Source organism: Arthrobacter sp. M2012083, assembly GCF_000281065.1.
In the GTDB taxonomy this organism is placed as follows: Bacteria; Actinomycetota; Actinomycetes; order Actinomycetales; family Micrococcaceae; genus Arthrobacter.
Genome location: NZ_AKKK01000005.1, coordinates 71,627 through 97,731, shown reverse-complemented (window position 1 = coordinate 97,731; position 26,105 = coordinate 71,627). Strand labels below are relative to the sequence as shown.

The window sequence follows — 26,105 nt, the reverse complement described above, 5'->3', positions numbered from 1 at the left end:
GGCTGCCTCCGGCTAGGAGCCGACGACGGCGTACTCACCGTTAACTTTGTCGGCCAAACTTTCGAGGTCCAGTGTTGACGACTGGCCGCCCGCGATGTTGCTGAGGTCCACAACCATCCAGTTGGCGCCATCACCCATAGGAACAACCGGGTTGCCACTAGCTTCAGAATCGCACCCCAGGATCTCATCGACGGCGGCGTACGCCTCATCCATGGAACTGAAAGACTGCAGCTCTTTGCTTGCTGGTTGCTGCCCCGCGCACCCCGCGAGCGAGGCCGCGGGAAGTGAGATCGCTATTGCGATGCCGGCCAAACGTCTACGCTTCATCACTTTCCCCCAAGGTTAATGCTGCTAATGTCCCATCCTTGCTGGGACTCCGGGAAGCCCAATCACTGCCACCGTAGTACCATCTCCATTGCCGCGGCGCACGCTGCGGACCACTAGAGCCTAACCTTCACCCCGACTAGCGCCAGTTAGCGCGCGTCGGCAGTGGATGGCATAGGCGACATTGGCTCCACCGAATTCCACATTGCCTTGATGTGCTTGATTGTCCAGGCGACTGCTCTGGCGGCCTTCCTCATCATCTGCATCTTCCTGCTGACAGTCCGGCAGGCGGGCTGGTACATCAGTCAGCTATGGACCACGCCCGCAACAGATGCCGTACATGACGCCGACGCCCAGCACCGCAGCCGTCACCTAGTGCGGCACGTCTTTCCCGCTCGACAAGAGACGGGCCGGCAACCAGGCAGTTCAGCGCGGCCCAAGCAAATTTCACCTTCGCGGGGGGACCTTCCGCCAGGGACTCTTGGTTGACCGCCGCGGCTCATGGAACCCTCGTTGCGCTTCCTGGGTTGATCCGCGTCGGCACACGCGTTTCCCCGGCCAGCGATCGAGGAGCATCACCACCGCATCATGCAGCCCAACGATGCCTGACATGGCTTGCGTAGGGTGAAGCGCTGCCCAGACAACCAATAAAGTCATCATCGAGAAGGCCACCATGGACACAATCCCGGCCGGCCCTTCGGCCCATGGCAGGGCTGCCCCGGGCAAATGCGCGAAGAACCTGGCCACGCCGGCCACCACGCCCGCACAGGTCCCGGCGACGGCTATGGGAACTGGTGCCAACCATGGCAGACCAACTGCCAGCGGAACGGCAAGGGCCCCGGACACCGTCACCGGGGCCACCAAAATGCCGGCCACCACATTGGCGATGAACGCGTAGGGAGTGAACTGCGGTTGAAGGGCCACAATCACCGGGCCGCACAGCAACTGCGCAGACAACGGAACGGCAACTCCCGCAGCCAACCACCGTGGCACCCACATAGGGATCCACGACGCGACGCGAGTGGCCAGCAGGACAATGCCCAAGGTCGCCAGCACGGACAGCAGGAACCCGACATTCGCCGCCATACTCGGATCAAGGAGCAAGAGAACAATCGTGGCGAGGCAGAGGAATGTCAAGGATCGACCCCGCAGGCCCCCAATTGTGGCCACCAGCCCAACGGTGCCCATCACAGCAGCACGGAGCACGCTCGGTTCCGGACCCACCATCACAACAAAAGCCGCAAGACCACACGCAGCCAAAGTGCCGGCTACGGGGCGTGGCAGCCTCAGGCATCGCGCTAACAGAATGAAGCCTCCCAGCACCAAGCTGCAATTGGCTCCGCTGACCGCGGTCAGGTGTGTCATCCCGGTTGTCTTCATATCCGCCTCCAGACTTTCCGGAAGAGCGCTGGTGTCACCTGTGACCATGCCCGGCATCAGCCCGGCCGGGTCCGGCGGCAACCAACTCGATGCTGCGACGAAGTGCCTCCGCACATCAGACGCGGATTGTCGGACATCAAAAGTCGACGCGACGATAACGGGCGCGGAAGACGCCGACAAAAGAGCCGCCTGCTTTTGTCCCTCCCGCACAGCCTTTACCGTTCCCGAAGTTCTGACCCGCTGCCCGGGCCGCACGTCTTGCCAGCCATTCCCACCCACTATCACCAGGTCAGCGGAACCTTGAATGACCAAACCCTTGGAGGTGACCTCAATCAAGGCTGCATCTACCGACCACCTGTTTCCGCGGGCATGGCCCGGCACGCGGACCTCGGTAGGAGCTCCTGTGATGAGCACGTGGATAAGGACACCACTGCCCTCCGATACCGCCTCAGCGAGCGGCCCCTCTTCTCGTGTGTTTGCCACGGCAGCACAGTGAACAGCCACTGCAGCACCAAGGATGCAGGCGAGGGCAATGGTGGCGGGGATCGTCCTGGCACGGTGCAGGGCGAGCCGATGTTGCCTTCCGCCCACCAGCAGTAGACCCCCACCCACGACCAAAATGACGGCCAGGGCCGCAGACCAGGTTGCCTCCATTAATGCCCCGGCCAAGGCAACGGACCACGTCACCAGCACAGTGGGAACCAGCCTCAGATCCGTGCGTCTCGATAACTTTGAGTCGCCAGCAAGCCTTGTCACCGCCGCCGGCTTAGCCACCCTGGACCGTCACAAGGTCTTTGAGTGATTCCATGAGCTTGGGTCCTATGCCGTCAACGGCGTCAAGTTCGTCGACAGAGGCAAAAGGTCCGTGTTCATTCCGCCAATCAATTATTCCTTGAGCAGTCACCGGCCCAACTCTGGGGAGCGTTCCCAGTTCATCCAAGGACGCCGTGTTGATGTTGACCTTGGCTCCTGCGGCTGCAGGACCCGAGGCACCGCCTGAACTTCCAGCAACTGGAGCAGGCTGCGACACCTCCCCAACTACCGGCACCTGAATTTTGGCCCCGTCAGTCACCACCTCAGCAAGGTTGAGGCCGTTGAGTTCCGCATTGGAAACAACTCCCCCGGCAGCCTCAATCGCTTGGAAGACCCGGCTGCCCACCGGCAAGGAAACAACACCGGGCTTTTGCACCGCACCGGCCACGTGCACGAGCACGAGCACGCTGCCCCCAGCCTCCGTGACCTCTGACTGAGGAGGCTCTGAAGTATCCGGCATCCCGGGCCCCTTCGCCGAGGATGACGTGAGGGGCTCTGTTATTGGTTGCCCCACGGCCGATTGCCACAAGTGCCAGGCCATAATGCCAACTCCTACAACGGCAAGGAGGGCAGCAACCCGCCATGGGGTTCGCCAGCGGGTCCGCGCATAACGCATCCCGGATTCCGGGTCCGAATGTTCAGGCGCCAGGTCCGTTTCGACGGGCAACTGTAACAGCGGAACGGTCCGGGTGTCCGTACCAAGGCGGGATGCAAAACGTTGCCGGACTGCCTGCGCTGCGGCATCTGGGGAGGCATCCCGGTTCCGGCGTGGCATGAAACGAGCCTATGGCTGCCATCCCTGTTACAGCGGGGACGAGGTGCCCTATGTGGATAAGACGGGCGAAGGATCAATCTGTTGGGGTACTGCTCTCCCCCACGATGACTGCAAGAACGCCCAACCCCGCATGTGCTGCCAACACTGCCGGAAGCGCACTGATTTGGGGTGCCGGACAGTCAGGGCATTTTTCGTTCAGGCGGGCTGCCAAGGCTTCGGCCTCCAACTGGTTGCCAAAGTGGTGAACAGCCAAGCGTTGCTGGCCGGCCGGGCGGGCGGCGACGTCCGCGGCGACGATCTCCTCCAGCCGGGCCACGGCCCGCGCAGCGGAACGGACCTTTTCCAGCGGCACGATCCTGCCGCCGTCGACCGCCAGGATGGGCTTGATGGCCAAGACGGTACCGAACAGCGACGCTGCAGCCCCGATGCGCCCGCCTCGCCTCAATTGTTCGAGGCTGGGCACATAGAAGTAGACCTTGGTGCGTTCCATGCGCTTCTCAGCAAAGCCGCGGACTTCTGCCGCTCCTTGGCCATCGGCTGCTGCCACCACGGCGCTCTGGACTCCCATGCCTTGGGCCATCCCCACCGTGCGCGAGTCCACGACTTCAACAGGGATGCTGACGCGTGCAGCTGCCAACCTTGCGGCGTCAGCGGTTCCTGAGAGCTCCGAAGAAATGTGGATGGACACTACAGCCTCGAAACCGTGTCGCTGCGCAGCGAGGTACGCCTGTTCAAACTGGCCAGGCGACGGCCGTGAAGTTTTCACCGAGGCTCCGGAGGCAAGAGCCAGGGAAAGGGTTTGCGTGATGTCGTCTTCGCCTTCGCCGTAGATTTCGTTCCCAACCATGACCGGCATGGGAACAACCGCGAGGCGGCCGTCTGCGGTAAAAGCAGACACCCAGTCCGGCGGTAAGGCGGCGGCGGAATCGGTGACAACCGCAGTTTTAACGACGGCGGCCAGCGGCACGTCAGCGACAGGGACCGTAGCCGTGGGCTGCCGGAGGCGCGCCACTCTTTCCTTGAGCCATATCCATGCGGGTGGTTCTCGCTCAGGCACGCAACCTCCAAAGATGATGGCTGGCCGCCGGCAGAATGCCGGCGGCCGCACTATCCCTGCTAGGCAGGGACGATGTTCACCAGTTTAGGTGCCCGCACGATGACGGTGCGGATGCCGCGGCCGTCCAAGGCACGCTGGACGTTTTCCGAGGCCAAGGCGAGCTCACGCAGCGCGTCCTCGGTGATGTCCGGCGAAACGTCAAGACGGTCGCGAACCTTGCCCTGCACCTGGACAACGGCGGTAACGGTGTCCTGCACCAGCAGTGCATCGTCGTGCTTCGGCCAGCCTGCATTCGCAACGGAAGCCGGGTGGCCGAGCGTGTTCCAAAGGTCCTCGGCCGTATAGGGCGCAAAGAGGCTCAGGATCACGGCTACGGCTTCCACCGCTTCACGAACAGCCGGATCTGCGGCACCTGCACCCGAATCGATGGTCTTGCGCGTGGCATTGACCAACTCCATGAGGCGGGCAACCACGACGTTGAACTTGTTGTTGTCCAGCAGTTCAGCGGCATCGGCGATGGTCTTGTGCGTCACGGTGCGCAAGGCACGGTCACCAGTGGCCGGATCAACGCCCGGTGCGCTGCTGACGTCCTGGCCGAGGCGCCAGGCGCGTGCCAGGAACTTGGCCGAACCCGACGGCGAAACGTCCGCCCAGTCGACGTCGTCCTCAGGTGGGGAGGCGAAGACCATGGTGAGGCGAACGGCGTCGACACCAAACTTGTCCAACTGCTCGCCCAAATCCACGCCGTTGCCGAGGGACTTGCTCATGGCCTTGCCGCCGTTGAGCACCTGGCCCTGGTTGAGCAGCGCCGAGAACGGTTCGTTGGCTTCGATCAGGCCGATGTCCTTGATCACCTTGGTGAAGAAACGTGCGTACAGCAGGTGCAGGATGGCGTGTTCAACGCCGCCCACGTACTGCCCGACCGGCATCCAGTTGTTGATCTTTTCGGGATCGAACGGGCCTTCGGTGTAGTCCGGCGATACGAATCGCAGGAAGTACCAGGACGAGTCCACGAACGTATCCATGGTGTCAGTATCACGCTGCGCTGCACGGCCACAGTTGGGGCACTCTACGTTGACCCACTCGACGGCGGCGGCCAGTGGGGAGGTCCCCTTCGGCGACAACGCCTCACCGCGCAGGTTGTCGGGCAACCTGACGGGCAGCTGGTCATCTGGAACGGGCACTTCGCCACATTCGCCACAGTGGATGATGGGAATGGGGGTACCCCAGAAGCGCTGGCGGCTGAGCAGCCAGTCACGCAGCCGGAAGTTGACGAACTTTTCGCCGGTTCCGAGCTTCTCGAGAATCTCGATCGCTGCGGGAATGCCTTCGGACTTGGAAAGGCCGTCCAACTCACCGGAGTTCTTGAGCGTGCCTTCACCTGCAGTGGCAACGCCGGTCTCTGCGGGGTCCTCGTCACCGGTATCCAGTACCGCACGAACGGGCAGCCCGAAGGTCCTGGCAAAGTCGAGGTCGCGCTGGTCGTGTGCCGGGACGGCCATGATGGCGCCCGTGCCGTAGTCGGCCAGGACGTAGTCAGCGGCCCACACCGGGAGCTTTTCTCCGTTGAGCGGATTGATGGCGTAGCGGCCGGTGAAGACGCCGGTCTTCTCGCGCTCGGTGGACTGGCGCTCAATTTCCGAGAGTGCCTTGACCTTTTCGCGGTAGGCCATGAGTTCGTCGTGGTGTTCTGGCGTCACCAAATCCAGCGCCAGGTGAGCATCGGCAGCAACAACGAAGAAGGTTGCACCGTAGAGGGTGTCCGGCCGGGTGGTGAATACGGTGACTTCGCGCTCTGCCCGGTCCTCCGCGGCTTCGATGACAAAACGCACGTGGGCGCCCTCGGAGCGGCCGATCCAGTTTCGTTGCATGGCCAGGACGCGCTCGGGCCAGTGACCCTGCAGCTGGTCCATGTCCTCAAGGAGGCGGTCGGCGTAGTCCGTGATCTTGAAGTACCACTGGTTCAGGGACTTCTTGGTAACTGGCGTGCCGCAGCGTTCGCAGGCGCCATTGACTACCTGCTCGTTGGCGAGAACAGTCAGGTCCTTGGGGCACCAGTTGACGGGCGAGTCCTTGCGGTATGCCAGGCCACGCTCGTAGAAGCGCTTGAACAGCCACTGAGTCCACCGGTAGTACTCGGGGTCGGAGGTGTGGAGGCGGCGGGACCAGTCGGCGGAGATTGCGTAGCGTTTGAAGGACGCCGCCTGGGTGTCGATGTTGGCGTAAGTCCACTCGCTGGGATGCGCGTTACGCTTGATTGCAGCGTTCTCAGCGGGAAGTCCGAAGGAGTCCCAGCCGATGGGGTGCAGGACATCGAAGCCCTTCTGGCGCAGGTAGCGTGCCACGACGTCACCCATTGCGAAGGCTTCGGCGTGGCCCATGTGGAGGTCGCCGGAGGGGTAGGGGAACATGTCCAGCACGTAGCGGCGTTCCCGCGATCCGTCGTCGGCAGGCGTGAAGACTTTGAGGTCCTCCCAGACCTGCGGCCACTTGGCTTCCATCGCAGCGAAGCTGTAGACGCCTTCTTCGGGCGCTTCGGCTGCGGCTGTTTGTGCTGTTCCGGTCTCTGTCTCCGGCTGAACGCTCACTGCTGCCCTCTTCTGTTCTTCGATGGCGGTTTTGACTCCTGCTATGGCACCGGTAAGTCCCGGACACACAAAAGCCCCTCAACAATGGAGGGGCGGCCGCACGGCTAGTGAAAGCCGAGCGGCTAGATAAGCAGAAGGATCGCACGCATAGATCTACAATAGCGCACGATCCCCCTTCCACTCACCGGCAAATCGTGGTTGGCGACGCAGCGCGCAGCGTCGAAAAAGGGGCCGATGACTCCCCGCCATCGTGTAGCGGGTCCCCCCGTTGGGCCCCCAGCTGCGAGGGCCCACCGCGAGCTTGCGGGCGGAGGGAGCAGCTGGGGACGGGCGGGCGGGAGTCATCGGCCCCTTTTTGAACTACTTAACGTCTTCGTCGACCCAATCCATGGATTTGGTTACGGCCTTCTTCCAGAGCCGCAGCTGACGCTCCTGCTCCTCCACCGGCAGCTGCGGCTCCCAGCGCTTGTCCTCGTTCCAGTTTGCACTGAGCTCACCGAGGTCTTTCCAGAAACCGACGGCGAGGCCGGCCGCGTAGGCAGCACCGAGGGCCGTGGTTTCCACAACCTTCGGGCGAACTACAGGTACGCCCAGGATGTCTGCCTGGAACTGCATGAGTGCCTCGTTGGCCACCATGCCGCCGTCGACCTTCAACTCGGTGAGCGGAACGCCCGAGTCGGCGTTGACGGCGTCGAGAACCTCACGCGTCTGGAATGCAGTTGCTTCCAGTGCTGCGCGGGCAATATGACCCTTGTTGGCGAAGCGCGTGAGTCCGACGATTGCACCGCGTGCGTCTGCTCGCCAGTACGGTGCGAACAGGCCGGAGAAGGCCGGCACGATGTAGACGCCGCCATTGTCCTCGACGGCGGCAGCCAAGTCCTCAACCTCAGGAGCGGAGCTGATCAGGCCGAGGTTGTCACGGAGCCACTGGATCAGGGACCCGGTGACGGCGATGGAACCTTCAAGGGCGTAGTGCGGCTTGGCGTCCCCCAGCTTGTATCCAAGGGTGGTGAGCAGGCCGTTCTTTGAGTGAACGATCTCTTCGCCGGTGTTGAAGATCAGGAAGCAGCCGGTGCCGTAGGTGTTTTTGGCTTCGCCGGGCTGGAAAGCGGCCTGCCCGAAGGTTGCTGCCTGCTGGTCTCCGAGGATGCCGGCTACCGGCGTTTCGCGGAGCAGCTGCGAGGTGTGCACGTGGCCGTATACCTCGGAGGACGACTTGATGGCAGGCATCATGGAGGCCGGCACGCCGAAGATGTCCAGGATCTCCTGGTCCCACTGCAGGGTCTCGAGGTCCATGAACAAGGTGCGGGAAGCGTTGGTCACGTCAGTGACGTGCACGCCGCCGTCCACGCCGCCGGTCAGGTTCCACAGAACCCAGGCGTCAGTGTTGCCGAACAGGAGGTCGCCGGCTTCGGCTCGTTCGCGGGCGCCGTCCACGTTGTCCAGGATCCATTTGATCTTGGTCCCAGAGAAGTACGTGGCCAAAGGCAGGCCGACCTTCTGTTTGAAGCGCTCCACGCCCCCGTCTTGAGCCAGTTCATCCACGATGGACTGGGTGCGGGTGTCCTGCCAGACGATGGCGTTGTAAACGGCCTCGCCGGTGTTCTTGTCCCAGACGACCGCTGTTTCGCGTTGGTTGGTGATGCCGACGGCGGCAATGTCGTGGCGTGTCAGGTTCGCCTTGGACAGGGCGGAGCCGATCACCTCGCGGGTGTTGTTCCAGATTTCGGCGGGGTTGTGCTCCACCCAGCCGGCCTGCGGGAAGATTTGCTCATGCTCCATCTGGCCTGTGGACACGATGTTGCCCGTGTGGTCAAAAACGATGGCGCGGGAGCTGGTGGTGCCCTGATCGATGGCGATGACGTATTGATTCATGGTGACGTCCTTGTCTTTGTTGTTAGCTTCTCAAGTGTTTTATCTGCAAACGTGCGGAGAGGTGGTGCGAGGTCGTGCAGGACTAGCCGGCAAGTGCAGGCATGATGTCCGGCACCCAGAGGGCTACGAGTCCCGCAAGGGCGCCGCCAACCAACGGTCCTACGACGGGGATCCAGGAGTAGGCCCAGTCGCTGGTGCCCTTGCCCTTGATGGGAAGGATTGCGTGGGCGATGCGGGGGCCAAGGTCACGTGCAGGGTTGATGGCGTAACCGGTGGGGCCACCGAGGGAAACACCGATGCCAACAACGAGCAGTGCTACAGCCAGCGGGCCGAGGCCCGAGGGGGTCCCGCCGAAGGTCAGGATGACAAAGACCAGGACGAACGTGCCGATGATTTCCGTGATGAGGTTCCACGGGGTTGAGCGGATGGCCGGCCCGGTGGAGAAGGTGCCCAACTTGTTCGCTGCGAGCGGCTCTTCATCGAAGTGCTGCTTGTAGGCGAGCCAGCAAACAACGGCACCCAGGAAAGCGCCGAGCAGTTCAGCGCCGAAGTACGTCAGGGTGGACGCGAAATCCACGGGAACGCCGGGGGCGTATTCTGCTTTGCCGTTGACAAGCAGGCCCAGGGTGACGGCCGGGTTCAGGTGCGCACCGGACTTTGCGGCCACGAAAACGCCCGCGAAGACCGCAATACCCCAGCCCCACGTCACCATCAAGAATCCACCGTTGTTGCCCTTGGTGCCTTTGAGCGCAACGTTTGCCACGACGCCGCAACCCAGCAGGGTCAGCATCATGGTTCCGAATACTTCGGAAAGGAAAACAATTCCAAGAGACATCTTTGACTCCTCATTTTTCTGTTGTCAGCCTCCTCGCGGGTGAAGAGGCTGTTGGGACGGTTCCGTTGTCTCCGGAACCGTCCCGGTGTGGTGGTCCCCTGGCGGGCCCACCTACCCCCTTCCGCCCCTGCCGCACGCTGGGACGGTCAAGCTGTTTCCGCTGCTTGGTGTCAGGCTACGAGACTGTGCACGTCAACCTTGTGGAACCGTTGCAGTACTTCCTGGGCGTGGCGGATTTCTGCTTCGCGGGCAGCAGCATCCCAGCCGAGCGGCTCGGCCAACGCTGCTGCTATTTCATTGAGCAACTCCCCGGTGACCAGGCCACGGAACGCGAGCGATGTCCTGCGGATGAGGACATCCACCAGATGCCCGATCTGCTCGTGCTCGGCCATGAATGCCAGCTCCCGGACGCTCAATTCACGGGTTGAGCGCAATGGCGCGTCGTGTCCGGCGTTCAAATAGTCGATGACCGCATCTGCACGCGTTCCGTACCGGGTCAGCAGCACGGCTACGCGGTCAGCATCCAGCCCCGGCCCCATGTGCTTCTTGATCCATTCCTGCTCGCCTTGTTCAGTTGCAGGGAAGCCTGCGCCGCCGCCGATGGCGAGTTTCGCCGTCGAGACTTTGCGCTCCATACCCAGTTCGTGGAGGACGTCATTGGTCATGTGCTCGGCCAGGGCGCGGAATGTGGTCCACTTGCCACCCACCAAGCTGAGGACGACGGCGGCCTTACCGCCTGGCGTTGCGACGGAGTCGCTGCCGGTGCGGACGCTGCGTTCGATGCGGTAGTCGCGTGAGACGAATCCAGGCTGGGTTTCGTCGTGGCGGGGCAACGGACGGACGCCGGCGAAACTGTAGACGATCTGTTCGCGCTCCACCTTGATGGTGGGGAAGACGTGGCCGACGAGGTCGAAGAAGTAGTCGATTTCTTCTTCCGTGCACACGGCATCTTCGGACATGTCAGCGTCCACGTCCGTGGTGCCCACCAGTACCCGGTCCCCCATGGGGTAGATCAGGACGATGCGGCCGTCTGTGTGTTCGAAGAAGATTTCGCGGCCGTTGCACGCAGCCAGCAGTTCCGGGTGGTCGAGGACGATGTGCGATCCCTTGGTGCCGCCCATGAACTTACTGACGGCGCCCATGGCCTGGTTGGTGAGGTCCACCCAGGCGCCCGTGGTGTTGACGATGACGTCAGCCTGGAAGTCGAATTCCTTGCCGGTCAATTCGTCACGAAGCCGGACTCCGTCCGATCCCATGGACACGAGCGAGACATAGTTGCTGGCGCGGGCGCTGCCTCCCGGCAGTCCCCCGCCACGGCCTGCTTTCTCGCCGTCCTGCAGGACATCGAGGGTGAGTCGCTCCGGGTTATGGACCGAAGCATCAAAGTACGTAGCCGCGTACTTGATGCCGGAGTGAAGTTTCGGAAGCTCGGCCAGGGCCTTTGTCCGGCCACGGAACTGGTGGCGGGGCACGCTCCCGCCGTCGCGGGAGAAGAAGTCATACATGCTCAGACCAGCCTTGATGAGGAACGCACCGCGCTCCTTGGGCTTGCCCTGCTTGTGGGTGAGGAAGCGCATGGGTGCGGACAGGATGCCGGAGAACGTGCTGAAGATCGGGATGGTGGTCTGCAGGGGCTTCACGTAGTGCGGCGCGATCCTCAGGAGCCTGTTGCGCTCGACCACGGATTCCTGGACCAGGCGGAACTCGCCGTTTTCGAGGTAGCGGATGCCGCCATGGATCATGTGGGAGGAAGCGCCACTGGCGCCTTGGCAGTAGTCACCGCGTTCAACAAGTGCGACGTCGACACCCTGGAGGGCGAGATCGCGGAACGTTCCGACGCCATTGATGCCACCGCCGATGATGAGTACCTTGGCCGAAGGCCGCTCCTGCAGTGCAACGACGGAGTCGCGCTGTGTGTGCTGTGAGGTACCGGAAATCCTGTTGTGTCCCAAAACTGCTCCCTTGGGCTTGGTTCGTGCGCCGCGCCACTCGCTGCTGCACCGTTCACCACTAATCTGGCGAAGGTGGAAAATGGAGTCAAGCTATTTGCACAAACGTGCAGGAAGGAAATGAGATGGGACGATCACGTCACTCGGATGCGCTCCGTGCTGCACAGATGTACTACCTGCAGGACCTGACCATGGATGCGATTGCCCGGGAGCTGAGGACATCCCGGTCCACGGTATCCAGGCTGTTGTCTTCGGCGAGGGAAACGGGCCTGGTTCAGGTCCAGATTCGAAGCCCTTTCGATACCGGCCCTGAGCTGGAAAGCCAGATCCGGAACCAGTACGGCGTGGATGTCCACGTGGTTCCAGTACTGGACACGCTCAACGAAGCGGAGACCCTGGACCGCGTAGCCATGCAGGCTGCACGGACAATCGGACCCTTGGTTGACTCGAATGCCATCATCGGAGTGGCCTGGGGTGCGACGCTCAGCGCGGTCAGCAGGCACCTCACGCGCAAGGTGACACACGACAGCATCGTGGTCCAGCTCAATGGCGCCGGCAACATGCAAACCACCGGTATTACGTATGCCAGCGACATCATGCGCCGCTTCGGCAGTGCGTTCGGTGCCCGCGTGGAACAGTTCCCTGTTCCGGCGTTTTTTGATCATGCCTCCACCAAGACCGCCATGTGGAATGAGCGCAGCGTTCAACGCATCCTGGACCTGCAGGCCCGGATGAGCATCGCTATCTTCGGCGTCGGGTCTGTGGATTCGGATTACCCGAGCCATGTCTATGCCGGTGGTTACCTCGATGAGCACGACCTCACCATGTTGGCCGCCGACGATGTGGTGGGCGACGTAGCCACGGTCTTCTTCCGGAGTGATGGTTCCTCTGACGGCATCACCTTGAACGAAAGGTCAACCGGTCCCAGCCATGAACAATTGCGGCAAGTCAGGCGGCGGATCTGCGTGGTCTCCGGGGCATCGAAGATCAACGGCCTCCAAGGAGCCCTGGCTGCGGGGCTGGCGACGGACCTCATTCTGGACGAAGCCTCAGCCCGACGCCTGGTGAGTTTCAATGGCCATTCCTGAAGCAATCGTGCAAGGAATGGGTAGAGTCGTTGCTATGAGATCCCCATCCAAGCTGACATCAAACAGGCTGGCACTAAACAACGGCGTACAGATGGATCGCATGGGATACGGGCTCTATAAAGTTCCCGCCAAAGACGCAGAAGCCTTGGTTGCCACGGCTTTGGGCGAGGGCTACCGCCGGTTCGATACTGCCGCGATGTACGGGAACGAAGTCGGGGTGGGCCGGGCCCTCGGCGGTGCCATCGGTGACGCCGCGGAAGCCAACAGAGGTACCGGTGGCTCCGGCGAGTCGGTACACGCACTAGCCCGCGAGGACGTCTTCGTTACCACCAAGGTCTGGAACGATGATCAGGGCTACGACGCGACACTACGGGCGTTCGACACGTCCATAGCGAACCTTGGACTTGATTACGTGGACCTCTACCTCATCCATTGGCCGTGCGCCGGCCGGGGATTGTTCGTGGAAAGCTACAAAGCGATGGAAACCCTTTACAGGGAGGGCAAAGTCCGAGCCATAGGTGTTTCCAATTTCCAGCCAGGACACCTCGACGAGCTCATGCAAAAGGCAGAGGTTGTTCCGGCGGTGAACCAGATAGAACTGCACCCCTGGTTGCAGCAGACAAGATTGCGGACGTTGCACGAGCAACTCGGAATCCGCACCGAGGCCTGGAGCCCCCTCGGCCGCGGGCACGTCCTGGCTGACCCCGCAATCGTCTCGCTATCAGAAAAGTACGGCCGGACTCCGGCCCAGGTTATTCTGCGCTGGCATCTTCAGCTGGGGAACCTGGTCATTCCCAAAGCAAGCTCGGCGGGACGGATCAAGGAAAACATGGCCGTCTTCGATTTCGAATTGGACTCCGGGGATATGGACGGCATAGCCGCACTCGAACGCCACCATCGGACCGGGTCCCACCCGGACAACGTGAACTAGGAATAGACGAATGGACAACGTGGACACCGCGCATTCCCCGCAGGGTGTGCAGGCCCCCAGCGAATTCTTCAGCGAATCCTTGCCGGGGCGGACGCATGCCTCGGACGTTGAGGTGGATGGCAGGAAGGTGGCGTACTGGACCTATGAACCGGTCACCCGCACTCCCATGACCCGCACCATCCTGGTGATCCATGGTTTCCGGGGTGACCACCATGGCTTACTGCGCGTAGCCGACCAACTTCCCGAGATGCGGATCATCATGCCGGACTTGCCGGCCTTCGGAAGCTCGGAGCCCTTCGTCCAGGATGAACACACCGTTGAGCGCTATGGAAAGTTCATCTCCGGTTTCATGGCCGCGCTCGACTTAAATGACGAGACTGTGCTGTTGGGCCACTCCTTCGGCTCAATCGTCGCCAGCCACTTCGCCGCCACGAATCCCGGAGCCATTTATCCGCTGATCCTGATCAACCCCATTGCTGCGCCCGCGTTGGAGGGCCCCAAGGGCATCATGACCAAACTTGCGGTGCTGTACTACCAAGCGTCTGCCAAGCTTCCCCGCAAGTTTGGACTAGCCGTGCTTCGGAATCGGGTGATCGTTCGCATCATGAGCATCACCATGGCCAAAACCAAGGACAAAGCCCTGCGCCGTTTCATCCATGGCCAGCACGACGCCTATTTCAGTGCCTTCGCAGACAGAAAAAGCCTGCTCGAATCGTTCAGGGCCTCCGTCTCAGGCAACGTGGCCGAAGTCGCCGGGCAACTAACACTTCCCGTACTGCTGATCGCTGGCGAAAAAGATGAGATCGCCACTCTTCCCAACCAGCACAAACTTATGAAGCGGCTACCTGACGCACAGCTGGAAGTGATTCCCGACGTCGGGCATCTCATCCACTATGAGACGCCGGTTCCGGCCGCTGAAGCAATCCGTACCTTCCTGAAGGAACATCCCGCGTGAAAATTGTCATCGACGCCCGCTTTACCCGAACGGACCATCACGATGGCATTAGCCGCTACGGTTCCAGCCTCATCGCCGCAACGTCCAAAATCGCCGATGTCACCATGCTCATCAGCGACAAGCGCCAACTGGCCCTTCTGCCCAACGTCCCGTACGTCATGCTCAACAGCCCGCTGTCCCCCATGGAATTGTTCGTCGCCCGCAAGGTCAATCCCCTTGGTGCTGACGTGGTGGTATGTCCCATGCAGACCATGGGCACCCTGGGGCGCCGTTACGGCCTGGTGCTAACCCTCCACGACCTCATCTACTATGAACACCCGACTCCCCCGGGATTCCTGCCAGCCCCTGTGCGCCTTCTCTGGCGGCTTTACCACAAGGCGTTCTGGCCGCAGCGCGTCCTCCTTAATCGCGCGGATATCGTGGCCACCATCAGCCGTACCACTGAAGCCCTCATGGCCAAGTACCAACTCACCAAGCGTCCCGTGCGCATCGTGGGCAACGCACCCCAACCCGGCCAAACGCCCCGCGACCCTGAAGGAGGCGCAGACAAGTCCCTCCTCTACATGGGTTCGTTCATGCCCTACAAGAACGTGGAAACCATGATCCGGGGCATGTCCGAACTGCACGATTACACGTTGCATTTGCTCAGCCGGATCACCCCTGAGCGCAAAGCTGAGTTGGAGGCATTGGTCCCCAATGGAGCCAAAGTCCTGTTCCATAACGGTGTCACTGACGCCGAATACGACGAACTCCTCCTGAAGGCAACGGCTCTCATCAGCCTGTCACGGGCCGAAGGGTACGGTTTGCCTTTGGTGGAGGCCATGGCGTTGGGTACGCCAGTTATCGCAAGCGATATTCCGATTTTCCGTGAAGTGGGCGGCGAGGCCGTCAGCTACGTCCACCCTGAATCACCGACGGAATTCGCGGCCGCCGTCACGGCCCTTGGTGACGGCGCGCTTTGGCGGCATCGCTCCCGCAAATCAGTGGAACGCGCTGCTGAATTCAACTGGGACGAATCGGCGCGGCAGCTCGTGGCTGCGGCGGAAGAAGTCGTGGCCCGGCGCGCACGCAAGACCCGGGAACGCGCTTAGCGCACTCCCGGGTCCAATGGGGCGGCACCCTGTCATCCGGTAGTCGCTCTTGACGCAGGGTGGTTGGTTGCGGAGGACGCGTTCTCTTCGTAGGGCCGCAGCCGGAACAGGGCGACGGCCGCGAGGAGGACCACCACGGCCACTCCGATGTAGAGCTGGTGGGGGTTCCATCCGCTGTCGAGCAGCGCGCCGACCGCAATGGGAGCGAGAATGGCACCGGCCCGGCCGATGCCAATCCCCCAGCCCACACCTGTGGTGCGGACACCAGGCTCGTATGTCATGGGAGCCACGGTGTAGAGGCCAGCGATGCAACCGTTGACGAGCATCCCGACGACCACGCCGGACGAGAACGCCAGCAGCGGCAGGGGGCTCGTGGTGATGAACAGGACGAGGGTCACGGCCGAGAGCACGGTGAAGACCATAAGGGTCAACCGCGCGTCCCACCGGGTGGTGAGCACGCCGTAGAGCAGCGAACCGAAGGTTCCGCCCATGGTGAGCATGAGTCCCCCGATGATGCCCTGCTGCTCCGTCATCCCTGATTCCACGAGCAGCCGGGGCGTCCAGGAGTTGGCGAAGTAGAAGCCGAACATGATGACGAAGAAGGAGATCCAGAGCAGGATGCTGGCCGTGCGGTACCGCGGGCTCAGGAGCACGGCCACACTGCCCTGCTGCTTACCGGCGACCACAGGGGCAGGGCCGGGATTGACCTCGCCCTGGAGACCCAGACGGCCGGCGATGCGCTGGAGCTTCCCGGCCGCGCCTTCCGGTCGCCGGGTGCGGAGGTAATCGACGGACTCTGGCATGAGGACAACCACCAGAGCGATCGCCAAGAGAGTCAGCAGGCCGCCAACGAGGAACACGGAGCGCCACCCGAAGGCGGGGATAAGCTGGGTAGCTCCCATGCCACCGAGCGTGGCACCTACTCCATAGCCCGCGGTGAAGATGCTGACGGCCATACCGCGACGGCGGGCATTGGCGAACTCACTTGTGATCACAGTCGCGGAGGCGAGGATGCCGCCCACACCCAGTCCTGTGACGACGCGCCATAGGCCGAGCTCGAGCGCGGAGTTCGCCGTTGTGGACAGCAACAGTCCGACCGCGTTGAGCGCCAGTGCCACGATGAGGATCTTGCGCCGGCCGTAGCGGTCCGCGAAGGGCCCGAGGACGAGCGAACCCACGGCCATACCGATGAGGCCCGCGCTGAGCAGCCACCCAAGCTGGGAACCGGAGAGTCCGAACTCCTTGGTCACGGATGTGGCTGTAAAGGCCATGGCCAGCACGTCGTAGCCGTCGAGGGCGTTGAGGAAGGTGGTCACCGCGATGATGAGCCACTGGTAGGACGACATCTTGGATGCGTCGATCTGGTGTCTGATGTCCATGGTGATGATGCCTCTCAGGGAACGTCGATGGTGAGGATGGTGGGACGGGGCGTTGGGTCTGTGCCCGGTTCGGCAGCGACCACCCGCGAGACGCAGCAACACATTTTGGTGTTGGGTTCCTTCTGGCGGTCCGAGTAGAAAACGTCGCGGTGGTCGATCCGTCCGGCGAGCTCAAGGACCTTGACCTGGCACAGGCCGCACTCGCCCTTGCGGCAGTCCGACATCATGTCCACACCATCGCGCTCGAGGGCCTCCAGCACGGACTCATCGGAGCCGACATGTGTCTCTACCCCTAGCCGCGGTATCCGCACGGTGAATGGTTCTGCCTCGTACCAGCCGCTGTTGCCGAAAGTCTCGTAGCGCAGGTTCGTGGGCTCGAGCTCCCGCTCGGTCCATGCACGGCGGACAGCGTCCATGAGCCGAATGGGCCCGCACATGTAAAACTCTGCGTCCTCGGGGGCTGAGCCCACGAGGGCCCGGACGTCAAGGGAAACCCCCTCCGCGTCGATGTGCGCCTCGAAGCGGTCTCCGTGCATGGCGGCGAGGTCATCCAGGTAGGCCATCGCATCCCGGGAGCGGGCCACATAGACGAGGCGGTAGTCGGCGCCGAGGCGGCGCAGCAACGCGGCCATCCCGGCGATTGCAGTGATGCCGATGCCCCCGGCAAGCAAGACGTAGGAGGGGGCTCCGATCCGCAGCGGGAAGTTCTGCATCGACTGGGTGATCTCCAGGCTCTGCCCGGGCTGGAGAGAGTGCATGAACACGGATCCGCCCCGGGAGGTGGGGGTCCGGAAGACGCTCAGGGCGAGGTGCGTGCCATCGTCGGCGGCATTGACCACGGAGTATGAGCGGACGTGCTGCTCGCCTTCGATGGTCGTGCGGACATCCACGTGCTCGCCGGGACGAATGGCGCAGGGACGCTCCGGACGCAGGACGATACGGCGGATGTTCTCGGCCACGTCGGATACGGCGTCGACGACGGCCTGCTGCCAGAGGATGTGATGGGAATCGGCCACGGTTTTCTCCCCCTGCTCAGCTGCCCGGCAGGGCGGCGAGGCGGCCCTCGGCTTCGAGCGCACGCTCCAGGAGCCGGCGCACCCACATCCCGCCCATGTCGATGTTGAGGTTGTAGAACTCGTAGTCGGGGTTGGCGTCGATGGCCGCCTGCTGCGCAAGGAGCATGGCCTCGTCTTCGCCGAAGACCCCGTGCACGCCGTTGCGCAGCTGTGTGGTGATGAGCTGGCTCTCCAACCGGTAGTTGCGCATGAACGCCCAGAAGTAGTGGCAGGAACGTTCGGTCTCCGGAGTGATGGTGTTCATGACGTAGCCGTTCACCCCGCGGGAGCGGTCGCCCTCGGGGGCTCCGGTCCCGGCCTCGGCGACCCCGACGTCGATGCAGATGGTGGACGGGAAGTAGTAATGGATGATCTGCCAGCGGTCCACCTTTCCCTCGAAGTCCGGGAACTTGTCCCGCATGTTCTTCAGCCAAAACGGCGGCGCGTCAATGTTGCGCATCCAGCGGGTGACAGTGACGGATGACTCGTCGTGGGTCACCTCAAACTCGGACTCGGACAGTTCCTCTTGCCCGATCGAGGAACTGTGCACGAACTCCTCATGGGTGAGGTCCATGAGGTTGTCGAGAACCAGCTGGTAGTTGCACGGGGCATGGATGGTCTCGCCGTCTCCCGCCCACTCGGGGCTGTCCAACTGGTGCATGTCCGGCACCAGGCCCGGGTCGGCCTTCGTAGGGTCACCCAGCCACACCCACACGTAGCGGTAACGCTCCACCACAGGGAACGAGGGAACCGTGGCCGAAGGATTGAGTGTTTCCTGCGCAGGCATCGAGGTGCAACGGCCAGCAGCGTTGTAACGCAGCCCGTGGTACGGGCACTGGATCTCGTCGCGGCCCACGAGCTTACCCTGGGACAGCGGGGCAAGACGGTGCCAGCAAGCGTCGGCCAGTGCGACGGCGCGGCCGTCTCCTGTTCGGTAGAGGGCCAGAGGGCGGCCGGCGATGGTGCGGGCCAGAATCCCCTTGGCGGAAATCTCATGATCCCACCCCGCCACGAACCATGCGTTGAGCGGAGAGGGCAGGAGCTTGGCGGTGGATGTGGTCTTTGTTGCGGAGACGGTCATGAAGCGGTCCTCATCTTTGAGCGGGCCAGACAGAAAATAACTATCATCATAGGTATTTGGTGACGTGGCACACATACTATCTATCTCGATAGTGGTTTGCAAAGCTCTTCTGAAGCTAAGCTGTGAGGGCCCGCATTGCCGACCTGAAAGGAGTACCTGTGACCCTTCGCTCAGCCCTGCTGGCACTGCTGTCCTCAGGTCCGCTGACGGGCTACGACCTGGTGAAGCAGTTCAGCTCCTCCGTGGGCCACGTCTGGCATGCCCCCGACTCCCAGATCTACCCGGAGCTGCGTAGGATGCACGCCGAGGGCCTACTCTCCAGCAGGCCTGTACCATGGGGCACCCGCGGAGCGACAAAGACGGAGTATGCCCTCACGCCGGCAGGCGAGGCGGCTCTGATCGAGTGGCAGAATCAGCCGCTGACTTACGTCAGGGACCGGGATCCCGCCCGCCTCAGGGCCGCTTACTTCGAGTGGGCACCGTCCGGCGTGGCGGCTGCGCAGCTGCGAGCTCACATCGCCCATTACGACGAACAACGCCTCCAAACTCTGCACATGATCCAAGCCCTCGAGCAGCGCACCCATCCCACGCTTGCCCGGCGCCTCACCCTGTACTCCGAAGAGGAACGAGAGCATATTGTCCGCTTCAAGGTCTTCGCCTATGAAGGTCAGCTTGCGCATGCCGAGCAGGAAATCGCGTGGGCGAAGCGGGGCCTGCAGATACTTGAGGATATGGAGAACCCCGGAAAGTCCGGTCCGGTGGATGAACCATCAATAAGGCCTAGCCCCCCGGCCACTCGGCCCTAATCAGACGGCAAGCAACTAAAGAACGTCTACGCCATCCAAGCGCAATTGCACAGGTCCAGCGGTGCGCTTGGCGGCATTTGCTGCTTTGACGGCCCGCATGGCGCGCGTGGTTTCCGCGGCATCGGTGTAAGGAATGAAATAGAGCGTCCTGACCTCTGCATCGCTCTCAGCGGCTGACGGTTGGGCACCGCCGAACAGCTGCACGGGAGCGGGTCCGGCTTTGCGAAGTTTCGCTGCCGATGCCAGCTCGGCGTTGGCTTCCAGCGCGTCACTGAAATGCACGACGTCGGCCCTTGCGCCGGTTACGGAAGCCACCCTGACCGCTGGGGGCAGCTGGAGTTCCTTCCGAAGGGCCAGTTCCCTTGATGCGTAGCCGGAAGCGTCCCACCTCAAGAGTGCTCCCGTCGCAGCGGTATCGTCCGCGGTAATCACGACGAGTCCACCTTGGCCTGCCGGCTTCACGAGGGAGGCGGCATTGAACCACCGGCGAACAGTGTCCTCCCCCGCCCGCAGGTTCTCCCGTCGGAGCAGCGAGTTGCCGTCCAGCAGCAAGGCGGCCGCATAACCGTTTGGCGCAACCGGCTCGGCACCCACCGTAGCGACAACCAACGCGGGCGCGTCGGGGACAGTTGCCTTGACGTGTTCGCCTGAGGACGTCACCACGGCCTTACCGGGGAAGGCCCGCCCCAGCTCCTCGGCAGTCCGCATGACTCCAGCCGCACCACGGCGCAGCTTTGTCCCACTGCAGTGGGTGCAACGCCATTGGGGAGCCGGGGTAGAGCACCACCGGCATGCCGGCATCGCGGAACTGCTGGACACGGCCAGGGGTCCCTGGCAGGCGTTGCAGCGCGCCAGTTCCCGGCACGTCTCGCACACCAAGGATGGGGCGTAGCCTGCCCTGGCCACCTGAACCAGGACAGGCCCCCGTTCCAGGCCGTCCTTGGCCGCCCGCCACGCTGCACCGGGCAAACGGGCAATGCGGGCCAGCGGATCACGTTCCTGCTCGAAGCTGTCAGCCGTGTTGAGAACCCTGGGCACCGTGGCGCGGACGATAGTGCGCGGCGCTTCAATGGGCACCGCCCACTGCATTTCGACGAGGCGTTGGAGTTCGGTGCTGCGGCTATGGGCCGCCATAAGGCAGGCGGCGTTCTCCTGCTCGGCCCTCAGCAGAAGGACCTCCCTGCTGTGTGCATAGGGAGCCCTTTGTTCGATGTGCAGGTCGTCTCCATCGTCCCAGCACACCACCAAGCCAAGGTCGCGCACAGGAGCATATGCCGCCGAACGGGTGCCAATAGCAACTCCTGCGGCACCGCTGAGAAGCCGCAGGAAATTCCTGTAACGGGGGGTTTGTCCATCATCCGCCGTTAGCCGGGCAACGTCGGACGTCGGAAGGACCTTGGCCAGTGCATCCTCCAACTGTTCAAGATCCCGATAGTCCGGTACTACCACCACTGCTCCGCGCCCGGAGGCCCGCACAGTAGCTACAGCAGACGCCACGAGGGCCGGCCAACCATCAAGTCCGAAACCCTGCAGAGCCGTGAGGACAGCTTTGGGCGAACCTCCGCTGGCCAGGTGCTGCAGATAAGCCGCCCCGTTGGCGTATGAAGCCCAAGCATGGGCATCCGTGGCCGGCTTCAGGTCCGCTATGTCAGCATCAAAATCTCCAGCCAGCAGTTCCTTCTCCACCTTCGCGACCCGTGGAGGGATAGCCGTCCTGAGGACATCGCTCAACGTTCCGGCGTAACGTGCAGCGACAGTCCCTGCAAGCTCCAAAGTGGCCGGAGTCAGGACCGCCACGGGAGAAACCAGTTTATGGAGCGGAGTCAGAGGGTGGGCCACATCGGAATCCGCGCGGCGCTCAGCAATATAGCCATTCAGTTCCTGGCCGTTGAACTTCACCTTCACGCGGACGCCGGCGACCGCAGTTTCGGCGAGGTCGGCGGGAACACTGTAATCAAAGGGCCTGTCGAGGTGCGGCACGGATGACTCCAGCACCACACGGGCCACCGGATTCTCCGGCGCCAAGGGCGGTCCGTTGACGGGTGCCCGATCGGGAAATCCCTGAAGCAGCGAAGGCTGAAGCAAGGACGGTTGGGCCTCGTGTCCTACCATGCTCGTCACCTCCCAGTCATTGCACAAGCTCATTCCAAGAGAACGCTTCTACATACCTCAACGCAGGATGCCCACAGCGGGATCGACCCGCTGCGGGCATCTCTCTGGCACCAGCCAATCACGGGCCACCGACAAAACAGAGGCCAACGACAGAACAGATCAGGCGTTGAAGTATTCCTTCAGGTCGGCCACCCGGTCCAGGCGTTCCCACGTGAAGTCGGGTTCGTCGCGACCGAAGTGACCGTGCGCCGCCGTCTTTGTATAAATGGGCCGCTTGAGGTCAAGGGCATCGATAATGGCGCGGGGACGGAGGTCGAACAGTTCGTCAATGGCTTCGCTGATGCGCGCCGGGTCAACAGTTTCCGTGCCGAAGGTCTCAACGTACGTTCCAACAGGGCGTGCCTGGCCGATTGCGTAAGCAATCTGGATTTCAGCGCGCTTGGCCAGTCCCGCGGCTACCACGTTCTTGGCAACCCAGCGCATGGCGTAGGCGGCTGAGCGGTCCACCTTGGACGGATCCTTGCCGGAGAACGCGCCACCGCCGTGGCGTGAGAAGCCACCATAGGTGTCCACGATGATCTTGCGGCCGGTGAGGCCTGCGTCGCCAACCGGGCCGCCGATAACGAAGGCACCGGCAGGATTGAGGATGTTCGCCGTGCGGGCAATGTCCAAGTTGGACGCCGACATCACGGGGTCGATCACGTAGCTGGCAAGGTCTGCACGAAGCTGCTCAAGGCTTGCCTCTTCTGCGTGCTGGCTGGAAATGACCACGGTTTCCACCGAAACCGGCCGGTCGCCGTCGTACCCTACAGTAACCTGGGTCTTGCCATCCGGGCGGAGGTAAGCCAGCTCTCCGTTCTTGCGGACTTCGGTGAGGCGTTCAGACAAACGGTGTGCCAGCCAGATGGGCGTGGGCATGTACGATGCCGTCTCATCGCTGGCATAACCGAACATGATGCCCTGATCGCCTGCACCCTGGAGGTCGTAGTCGTCCTCCTGGCGGCCTTCACGGGCCTCGAGTGAGTTGAACACGCCACCGGCGATGTCGTTGGACTGCTGGCCTATGGAAACGGACACGCCACAGCGGGCACCGTCGAAGCCGTTGGCAGAAGAGTCGTATCCAATGCCGAGGATGGTCTCGCGGACAATCTGCGGAATTTCCACATAAGCGTCGGTCGTGACCTCACCCGCAACGTGCACCAGGCCGGTGGTGGCCATGGTTTCAACGGCCACGCGGGATTCGGGATCAGCTGCGAGCAGCGCATCCAGGATGGCATCGCTGATTTGGTCGCAGATCTTGTCCGGGTGTCCTTCAGTGACCGACTCGGAAGTGAAGAGCCGGAGCTTGGACGGGGTGCCATGGTGTTCATGGTGCAGCGGTAAAGTCACTCGTCCACCTTACTGGGTTGCGGGACGGCGGCATCTGCCGTGTGTCCCTTTGCTAAGAATTCGGGTGTGGGCTCAGTTACACAGCCGGGAAGACCCGCGTGAGCTCGGCACCCACCCGATCAATCACGGCGGCGGCGACGTCGGCTTTGGAGCCGGCACTGGACTGCGGTTCGGCTCCGTGGCCGGAGAGGATGACCACGGAATTGTCATCCTGGCCGAACACCCGGCCAATGCCCACCTGATTCACCACCAGGAGGTCGCAGCCCTTCCGCTTGAGCTTTGCTGCCGCGTGTTCCAGGACATCACCCTGGGCGTCGCCCGTTTCGGCCGCGAAACCAACAATCAGCTGGTGGCCGCCCCCGGCGTTGCGTCGCTCCACGAGCTCATGCAGGATGTCCGGGTTGCGGATCAACCGCACAACAGGCGCGTCCTCGCCGTCGACCTTCTTGATCTTGGTGTCCGAAACCTCTGCCGGACGGAAGTCTGCAACAGCAGCGGCCATAATGACGACGTCGGAGTCCGCCGCCGCTTTCAGCGCAGCCTCGCGCAGTTCCAACGCTGATTCAACGTGGACCAACTCGACGCCGGCGGGCGGCTCGACGTCCATGTGGGCTGCGAGGAATCTCACAGTTGCCCCGGCCGCCAGGGCTGCGGCAGCGAGAGCGACCCCCTGCTTTCCCGAGGACCGGTTGCCCAGGAAGCGGACAGGGTCCAGCGCTTCCCTGGTTCCGCCTGCGGAAATGGTGATGGTACGGCCTGCCAAGGATGCGTGCGTGGCGGGCTGTGCCTTCGCTTCGCCTTCCACAGTGGCCCCGGCCAACGCCATGGCAGCAGCAAAGATCGCTTCCGGCTCGGGCAAACGGCCGGGACCTGAGTCAGCGCCCGTCAGGCGACCCGAGGCAGGTTCGAGTACCGTGACGCCACGGCTGCGCAACGTCTCAACGTTGGCCTGGGTGGCGGCATGTCGCCACATTTCGGTGTGCATCGCAGGCGCGAAAAGAACCGGCCCATGGGCCATGAGGAGCGTGTTGGTGAGGAGGTCTCCGGCTTGTCCGGTTGCTGCCTTGGCTAAGAGGTCAGCCGTGGCAGGAGCAACCACGATCAGGTCAGCCTCATGTCCCAACCGGACATGGTTGACCTTCTCGACGTCATCGAAGACGCTATTGCTTACGGGGTTGCCGGAGAGGGCTTCCCACGTGGCCACTCCGACGAATCGGGTTGCGGCTTCGGTGGGAACGACCGTCACCTTGTGACCGGCTTCAGTAAAAAGCCGGAGGAGCGATGCAACCTTGTAGGCTGCGATCCCTCCCCCGACTCCGAGGACTATGCGCACGTGACCTCCGTCAACAGGCAGTCTTTGTTATTCGGCGGGCTCGATCGGCGTGGAAACCAGAAGGCCTTCGTTGATCTCGCGGAGTGCGATGGACAGCGACTTCTCGTTCAGCTTGGTGTCGACCAACGGGCCGACGTACTCGAACAGGCCCTCGTGCAGCTGTGCATAGTAGGCGTTGATCTGGCGGGCGCGCTTGGCGCCGAAGATGACCAGGCCGTACTTGGAATCAGCAGCCTCAAGCAGCGAATCGATCGGCGGGTTGATGATGCCTTCAAGGTTCGTGGACACGAATTCTCCAAATTTTAGCGGGCCAACAAATGCAAGCGCTTAGCGCTGGTGCGGGGTAAGCCCCATGAGTGAAACAAGCTCGTCCGCTGCCCGGCGAACGTCGTCATTGATGACGGTGTGGTCAAACTCCGGTTCAGCAGCAAGTTCCAGTTTAGCGGTTTCCAGCCTGCGCTGCTGTTCCTCGGGAGTTTCCGTGCCGCGACCCACCAGGCGACGGACCATTTCGTCCCAGCTGGGCGGTGCCAGGAACACAAAATTCGCGTCCGGAACGGCAGCTTTGACTTGTCGGGCGCCTTGGAGGTCGATCTCCAGCAACACTGACTTCCCGTCGGCGATAGCTGCGTCAACGGTACTGCGGAGCGTCCCATAGCGGTTCTGCCCGTGGACCACAGCCCACTCCAGCAATTCACCCTCAGCTACCAGGGAGTCGAACTCCTCGGCGGACTTGAAGAAGTAGTGAACGCCATCCTTTTCGCCCGGACGCGCAGCCCGGGTGGTTGCCGAGACCGAGAGCCAAACCTCTGGATAGTTGTCCCTGATGTAGGTGGATACGGTTCCCTTGCCAACGGCAGTGGGGCCTGCAAGGACAGTCAGTCCGGGTTTCTTGCTCACGGATTCCTTCGGGAGATGCGTCAAACGTTTTGCTGGGTATCCATAAAATCTACCAGCGCCCGGGCCTGATGAATTCCCAGGCCCCTGATGCGCCGGGATCCCGCGATGCCAATCTCCGCCATAATCCCTGCCGCCCTGACGGGCCCAATGCCCGGCAGGGCCTCCAGCAACTCCACCACCCGCATGCGCGCAATCGCTTCATCCGTTGAACCGGAAGAAATCAGCTCCGCAACGCTCACTTCGCCGCGCTTGAGCTTTTCCTTGGCAGCGGCACGCACGGCCCGCGCCTTGGCAGCCTTTTCAAGCGCATCGGAGCGCTCCTGCGGTGTCAGCTCTTTAAGGCCCACTGCCAAACCCCTGTCAGATCGCAATTGTGATCCAGATCACGC

22 protein-coding genes are annotated in these 26,105 nt (G+C 62.6%); 5 read left to right on the top strand and 17 right to left on the bottom strand.

Annotation, left to right across the window (positions count from 1 at the left end):
* Positions 1-12: 12 nt before the first annotated feature.
* The 8 genes from A477_RS23240 to A477_RS0103110 form a co-directional block, all read right to left on the bottom strand.
* Positions 13-327 carry a hypothetical protein gene (locus tag A477_RS23240; protein ID WP_017197577.1) on the bottom strand — a complete coding sequence of 105 codons (315 nt, stop codon included), beginning with the start codon at positions 325-327 and terminating at the stop codon, positions 13-15.
* A gap of 444 nt (positions 328-771) precedes the next feature.
* Positions 772-2,391 carry a ComEC/Rec2 family competence protein gene (locus A477_RS21930; protein WP_237715706.1) on the bottom strand — a complete coding sequence of 540 codons (1,620 nt, stop codon included), beginning with the start codon at positions 2,389-2,391 and terminating at the stop codon, positions 772-774.
* A gap of 79 nt (positions 2,392-2,470) precedes the next feature.
* Entirely contained in the window at positions 2,471-3,292 is an 822-nt protein-coding gene (locus tag A477_RS0103135; protein ID WP_026005316.1) for a helix-hairpin-helix domain-containing protein, read from the bottom strand.
* A 73-nt stretch (positions 3,293-3,365) separates the two neighbouring features.
* Positions 3,366-4,349 carry a DegV family protein gene (locus A477_RS0103130; protein WP_237715705.1) on the bottom strand — a complete coding sequence of 328 codons (984 nt, stop codon included), beginning with the start codon at positions 4,347-4,349 and terminating at the stop codon, positions 3,366-3,368.
* Positions 4,350-4,408: 59 nt separating this feature from the next.
* A complete protein-coding gene (leuS, locus tag A477_RS0103125; RefSeq protein WP_026005315.1) occupies positions 4,409-6,937 on the bottom strand; it encodes a leucine--tRNA ligase in 2,529 nt (842 codons plus the stop codon).
* Positions 6,938-7,297: 360 nt separating this feature from the next.
* Positions 7,298-8,812, bottom strand: a complete 1,515-nt coding sequence (glpK, locus tag A477_RS0103120; protein ID WP_026005314.1) for a glycerol kinase GlpK — start codon at positions 8,810-8,812, stop codon at positions 7,298-7,300.
* A gap of 82 nt (positions 8,813-8,894) precedes the next feature.
* Positions 8,895-9,647 (bottom strand): MIP/aquaporin family protein, encoded by a 753-nt coding sequence (locus tag A477_RS0103115; RefSeq protein WP_017197572.1) that lies wholly within the window; start codon positions 9,645-9,647, stop codon positions 8,895-8,897.
* A 170-nt stretch (positions 9,648-9,817) separates the two neighbouring features.
* Positions 9,818-11,599 (bottom strand): glycerol-3-phosphate dehydrogenase/oxidase, encoded by a 1,782-nt coding sequence (locus A477_RS0103110; protein WP_017197571.1) that lies wholly within the window; start codon positions 11,597-11,599, stop codon positions 9,818-9,820.
* A gap of 122 nt (positions 11,600-11,721) precedes the next feature.
* Here A477_RS0103110 and A477_RS0103105 point away from each other — a divergent pair, with 122 nt between their 5' ends.
* The 4 genes from A477_RS0103105 to A477_RS0103090 are packed head-to-tail and all read left to right on the top strand — an operon-like array spanning position 11,722 to position 15,661.
* Complete coding sequence (locus A477_RS0103105) at positions 11,722-12,684, top strand: sugar-binding transcriptional regulator (protein WP_017197570.1); 963 nt, start codon at positions 11,722-11,724, stop codon at positions 12,682-12,684.
* A gap of 34 nt (positions 12,685-12,718) precedes the next feature.
* Positions 12,719-13,615, top strand: coding sequence for an aldo/keto reductase (locus tag A477_RS0103100; RefSeq protein WP_026005313.1), 897 nt, complete (start codon positions 12,719-12,721; stop codon positions 13,613-13,615).
* A gap of 10 nt (positions 13,616-13,625) precedes the next feature.
* Positions 13,626-14,570 carry an alpha/beta fold hydrolase gene (locus A477_RS0103095; RefSeq protein ID WP_017197568.1) on the top strand — a complete coding sequence of 315 codons (945 nt, stop codon included), beginning with the start codon at positions 13,626-13,628 and terminating at the stop codon, positions 14,568-14,570.
* On the top strand, positions 14,567-15,661 hold the full coding sequence (locus A477_RS0103090) for a glycosyltransferase family 4 protein (RefSeq protein ID WP_017197567.1): 1,095 nt from the start codon (positions 14,567-14,569) through the stop codon (positions 15,659-15,661). The genes A477_RS0103095 and A477_RS0103090 overlap by 4 nt, the downstream gene beginning before the upstream one ends.
* Before the next feature lie 32 nt (positions 15,662-15,693).
* Here the strand turns inward: A477_RS0103090 and A477_RS0103085 are convergent, their stop codons facing one another.
* Genes A477_RS0103085 through A477_RS0103075 form a run of 3 tightly spaced genes read right to left on the bottom strand, consistent with a single transcriptional unit; the run spans position 15,694 to position 19,176 of the window.
* Positions 15,694-17,040, bottom strand: coding sequence for an MFS transporter (locus A477_RS0103085; protein WP_017197566.1), 1,347 nt, complete (start codon positions 17,038-17,040; stop codon positions 15,694-15,696).
* Positions 17,041-17,054: 14 nt separating this feature from the next.
* A complete protein-coding gene (locus tag A477_RS0103080; RefSeq protein WP_026005312.1) occupies positions 17,055-18,056 on the bottom strand; it encodes a PDR/VanB family oxidoreductase in 1,002 nt (333 codons plus the stop codon).
* 16 nt (positions 18,057-18,072) lie between these two features.
* Entirely contained in the window at positions 18,073-19,176 is a 1,104-nt protein-coding gene (locus A477_RS0103075; RefSeq protein WP_017197564.1) for an aromatic ring-hydroxylating oxygenase subunit alpha, read from the bottom strand.
* 158 nt (positions 19,177-19,334) lie between these two features.
* Here A477_RS0103075 and A477_RS0103070 point away from each other — a divergent pair, with 158 nt between their 5' ends.
* Complete coding sequence (locus A477_RS0103070; RefSeq protein WP_017197563.1) at positions 19,335-19,982, top strand: PadR family transcriptional regulator; 648 nt, start codon at positions 19,335-19,337, stop codon at positions 19,980-19,982.
* A 15-nt stretch (positions 19,983-19,997) separates the two neighbouring features.
* Here A477_RS0103070 and A477_RS0103065 read toward each other — a convergent pair whose 3' ends face one another.
* The 6 genes from A477_RS0103065 to mihF form a co-directional block, all read right to left on the bottom strand.
* Positions 19,998-22,094, bottom strand: a complete 2,097-nt coding sequence (locus tag A477_RS0103065) for a primosomal protein N' (RefSeq protein ID WP_017197562.1) — start codon at positions 22,092-22,094, stop codon at positions 19,998-20,000.
* A 159-nt stretch (positions 22,095-22,253) separates the two neighbouring features.
* Positions 22,254-23,483 (bottom strand): methionine adenosyltransferase, encoded by a 1,230-nt coding sequence (gene metK, locus A477_RS0103060; protein WP_017197561.1) that lies wholly within the window; start codon positions 23,481-23,483, stop codon positions 22,254-22,256.
* 76 nt (positions 23,484-23,559) lie between these two features.
* Entirely contained in the window at positions 23,560-24,816 is a 1,257-nt protein-coding gene (gene coaBC / locus A477_RS0103055) for a bifunctional phosphopantothenoylcysteine decarboxylase/phosphopantothenate--cysteine ligase CoaBC (RefSeq protein ID WP_017197560.1), read from the bottom strand.
* 27 nt (positions 24,817-24,843) lie between these two features.
* Positions 24,844-25,104, bottom strand: coding sequence for a DNA-directed RNA polymerase subunit omega (gene rpoZ / locus A477_RS0103050; RefSeq protein ID WP_017197559.1), 261 nt, complete (start codon positions 25,102-25,104; stop codon positions 24,844-24,846).
* 39 nt (positions 25,105-25,143) lie between these two features.
* Positions 25,144-25,716 (bottom strand): guanylate kinase, encoded by a 573-nt coding sequence (gmk, locus tag A477_RS0103045; RefSeq protein ID WP_011774946.1) that lies wholly within the window; start codon positions 25,714-25,716, stop codon positions 25,144-25,146.
* Between the two features lie 20 nt (positions 25,717-25,736).
* Positions 25,737-26,063, bottom strand: coding sequence for an integration host factor, actinobacterial type (gene mihF / locus A477_RS0103040; RefSeq protein WP_017197558.1), 327 nt, complete (start codon positions 26,061-26,063; stop codon positions 25,737-25,739).
* Between the last annotated feature and the right edge of the window lie 42 nt (positions 26,064-26,105).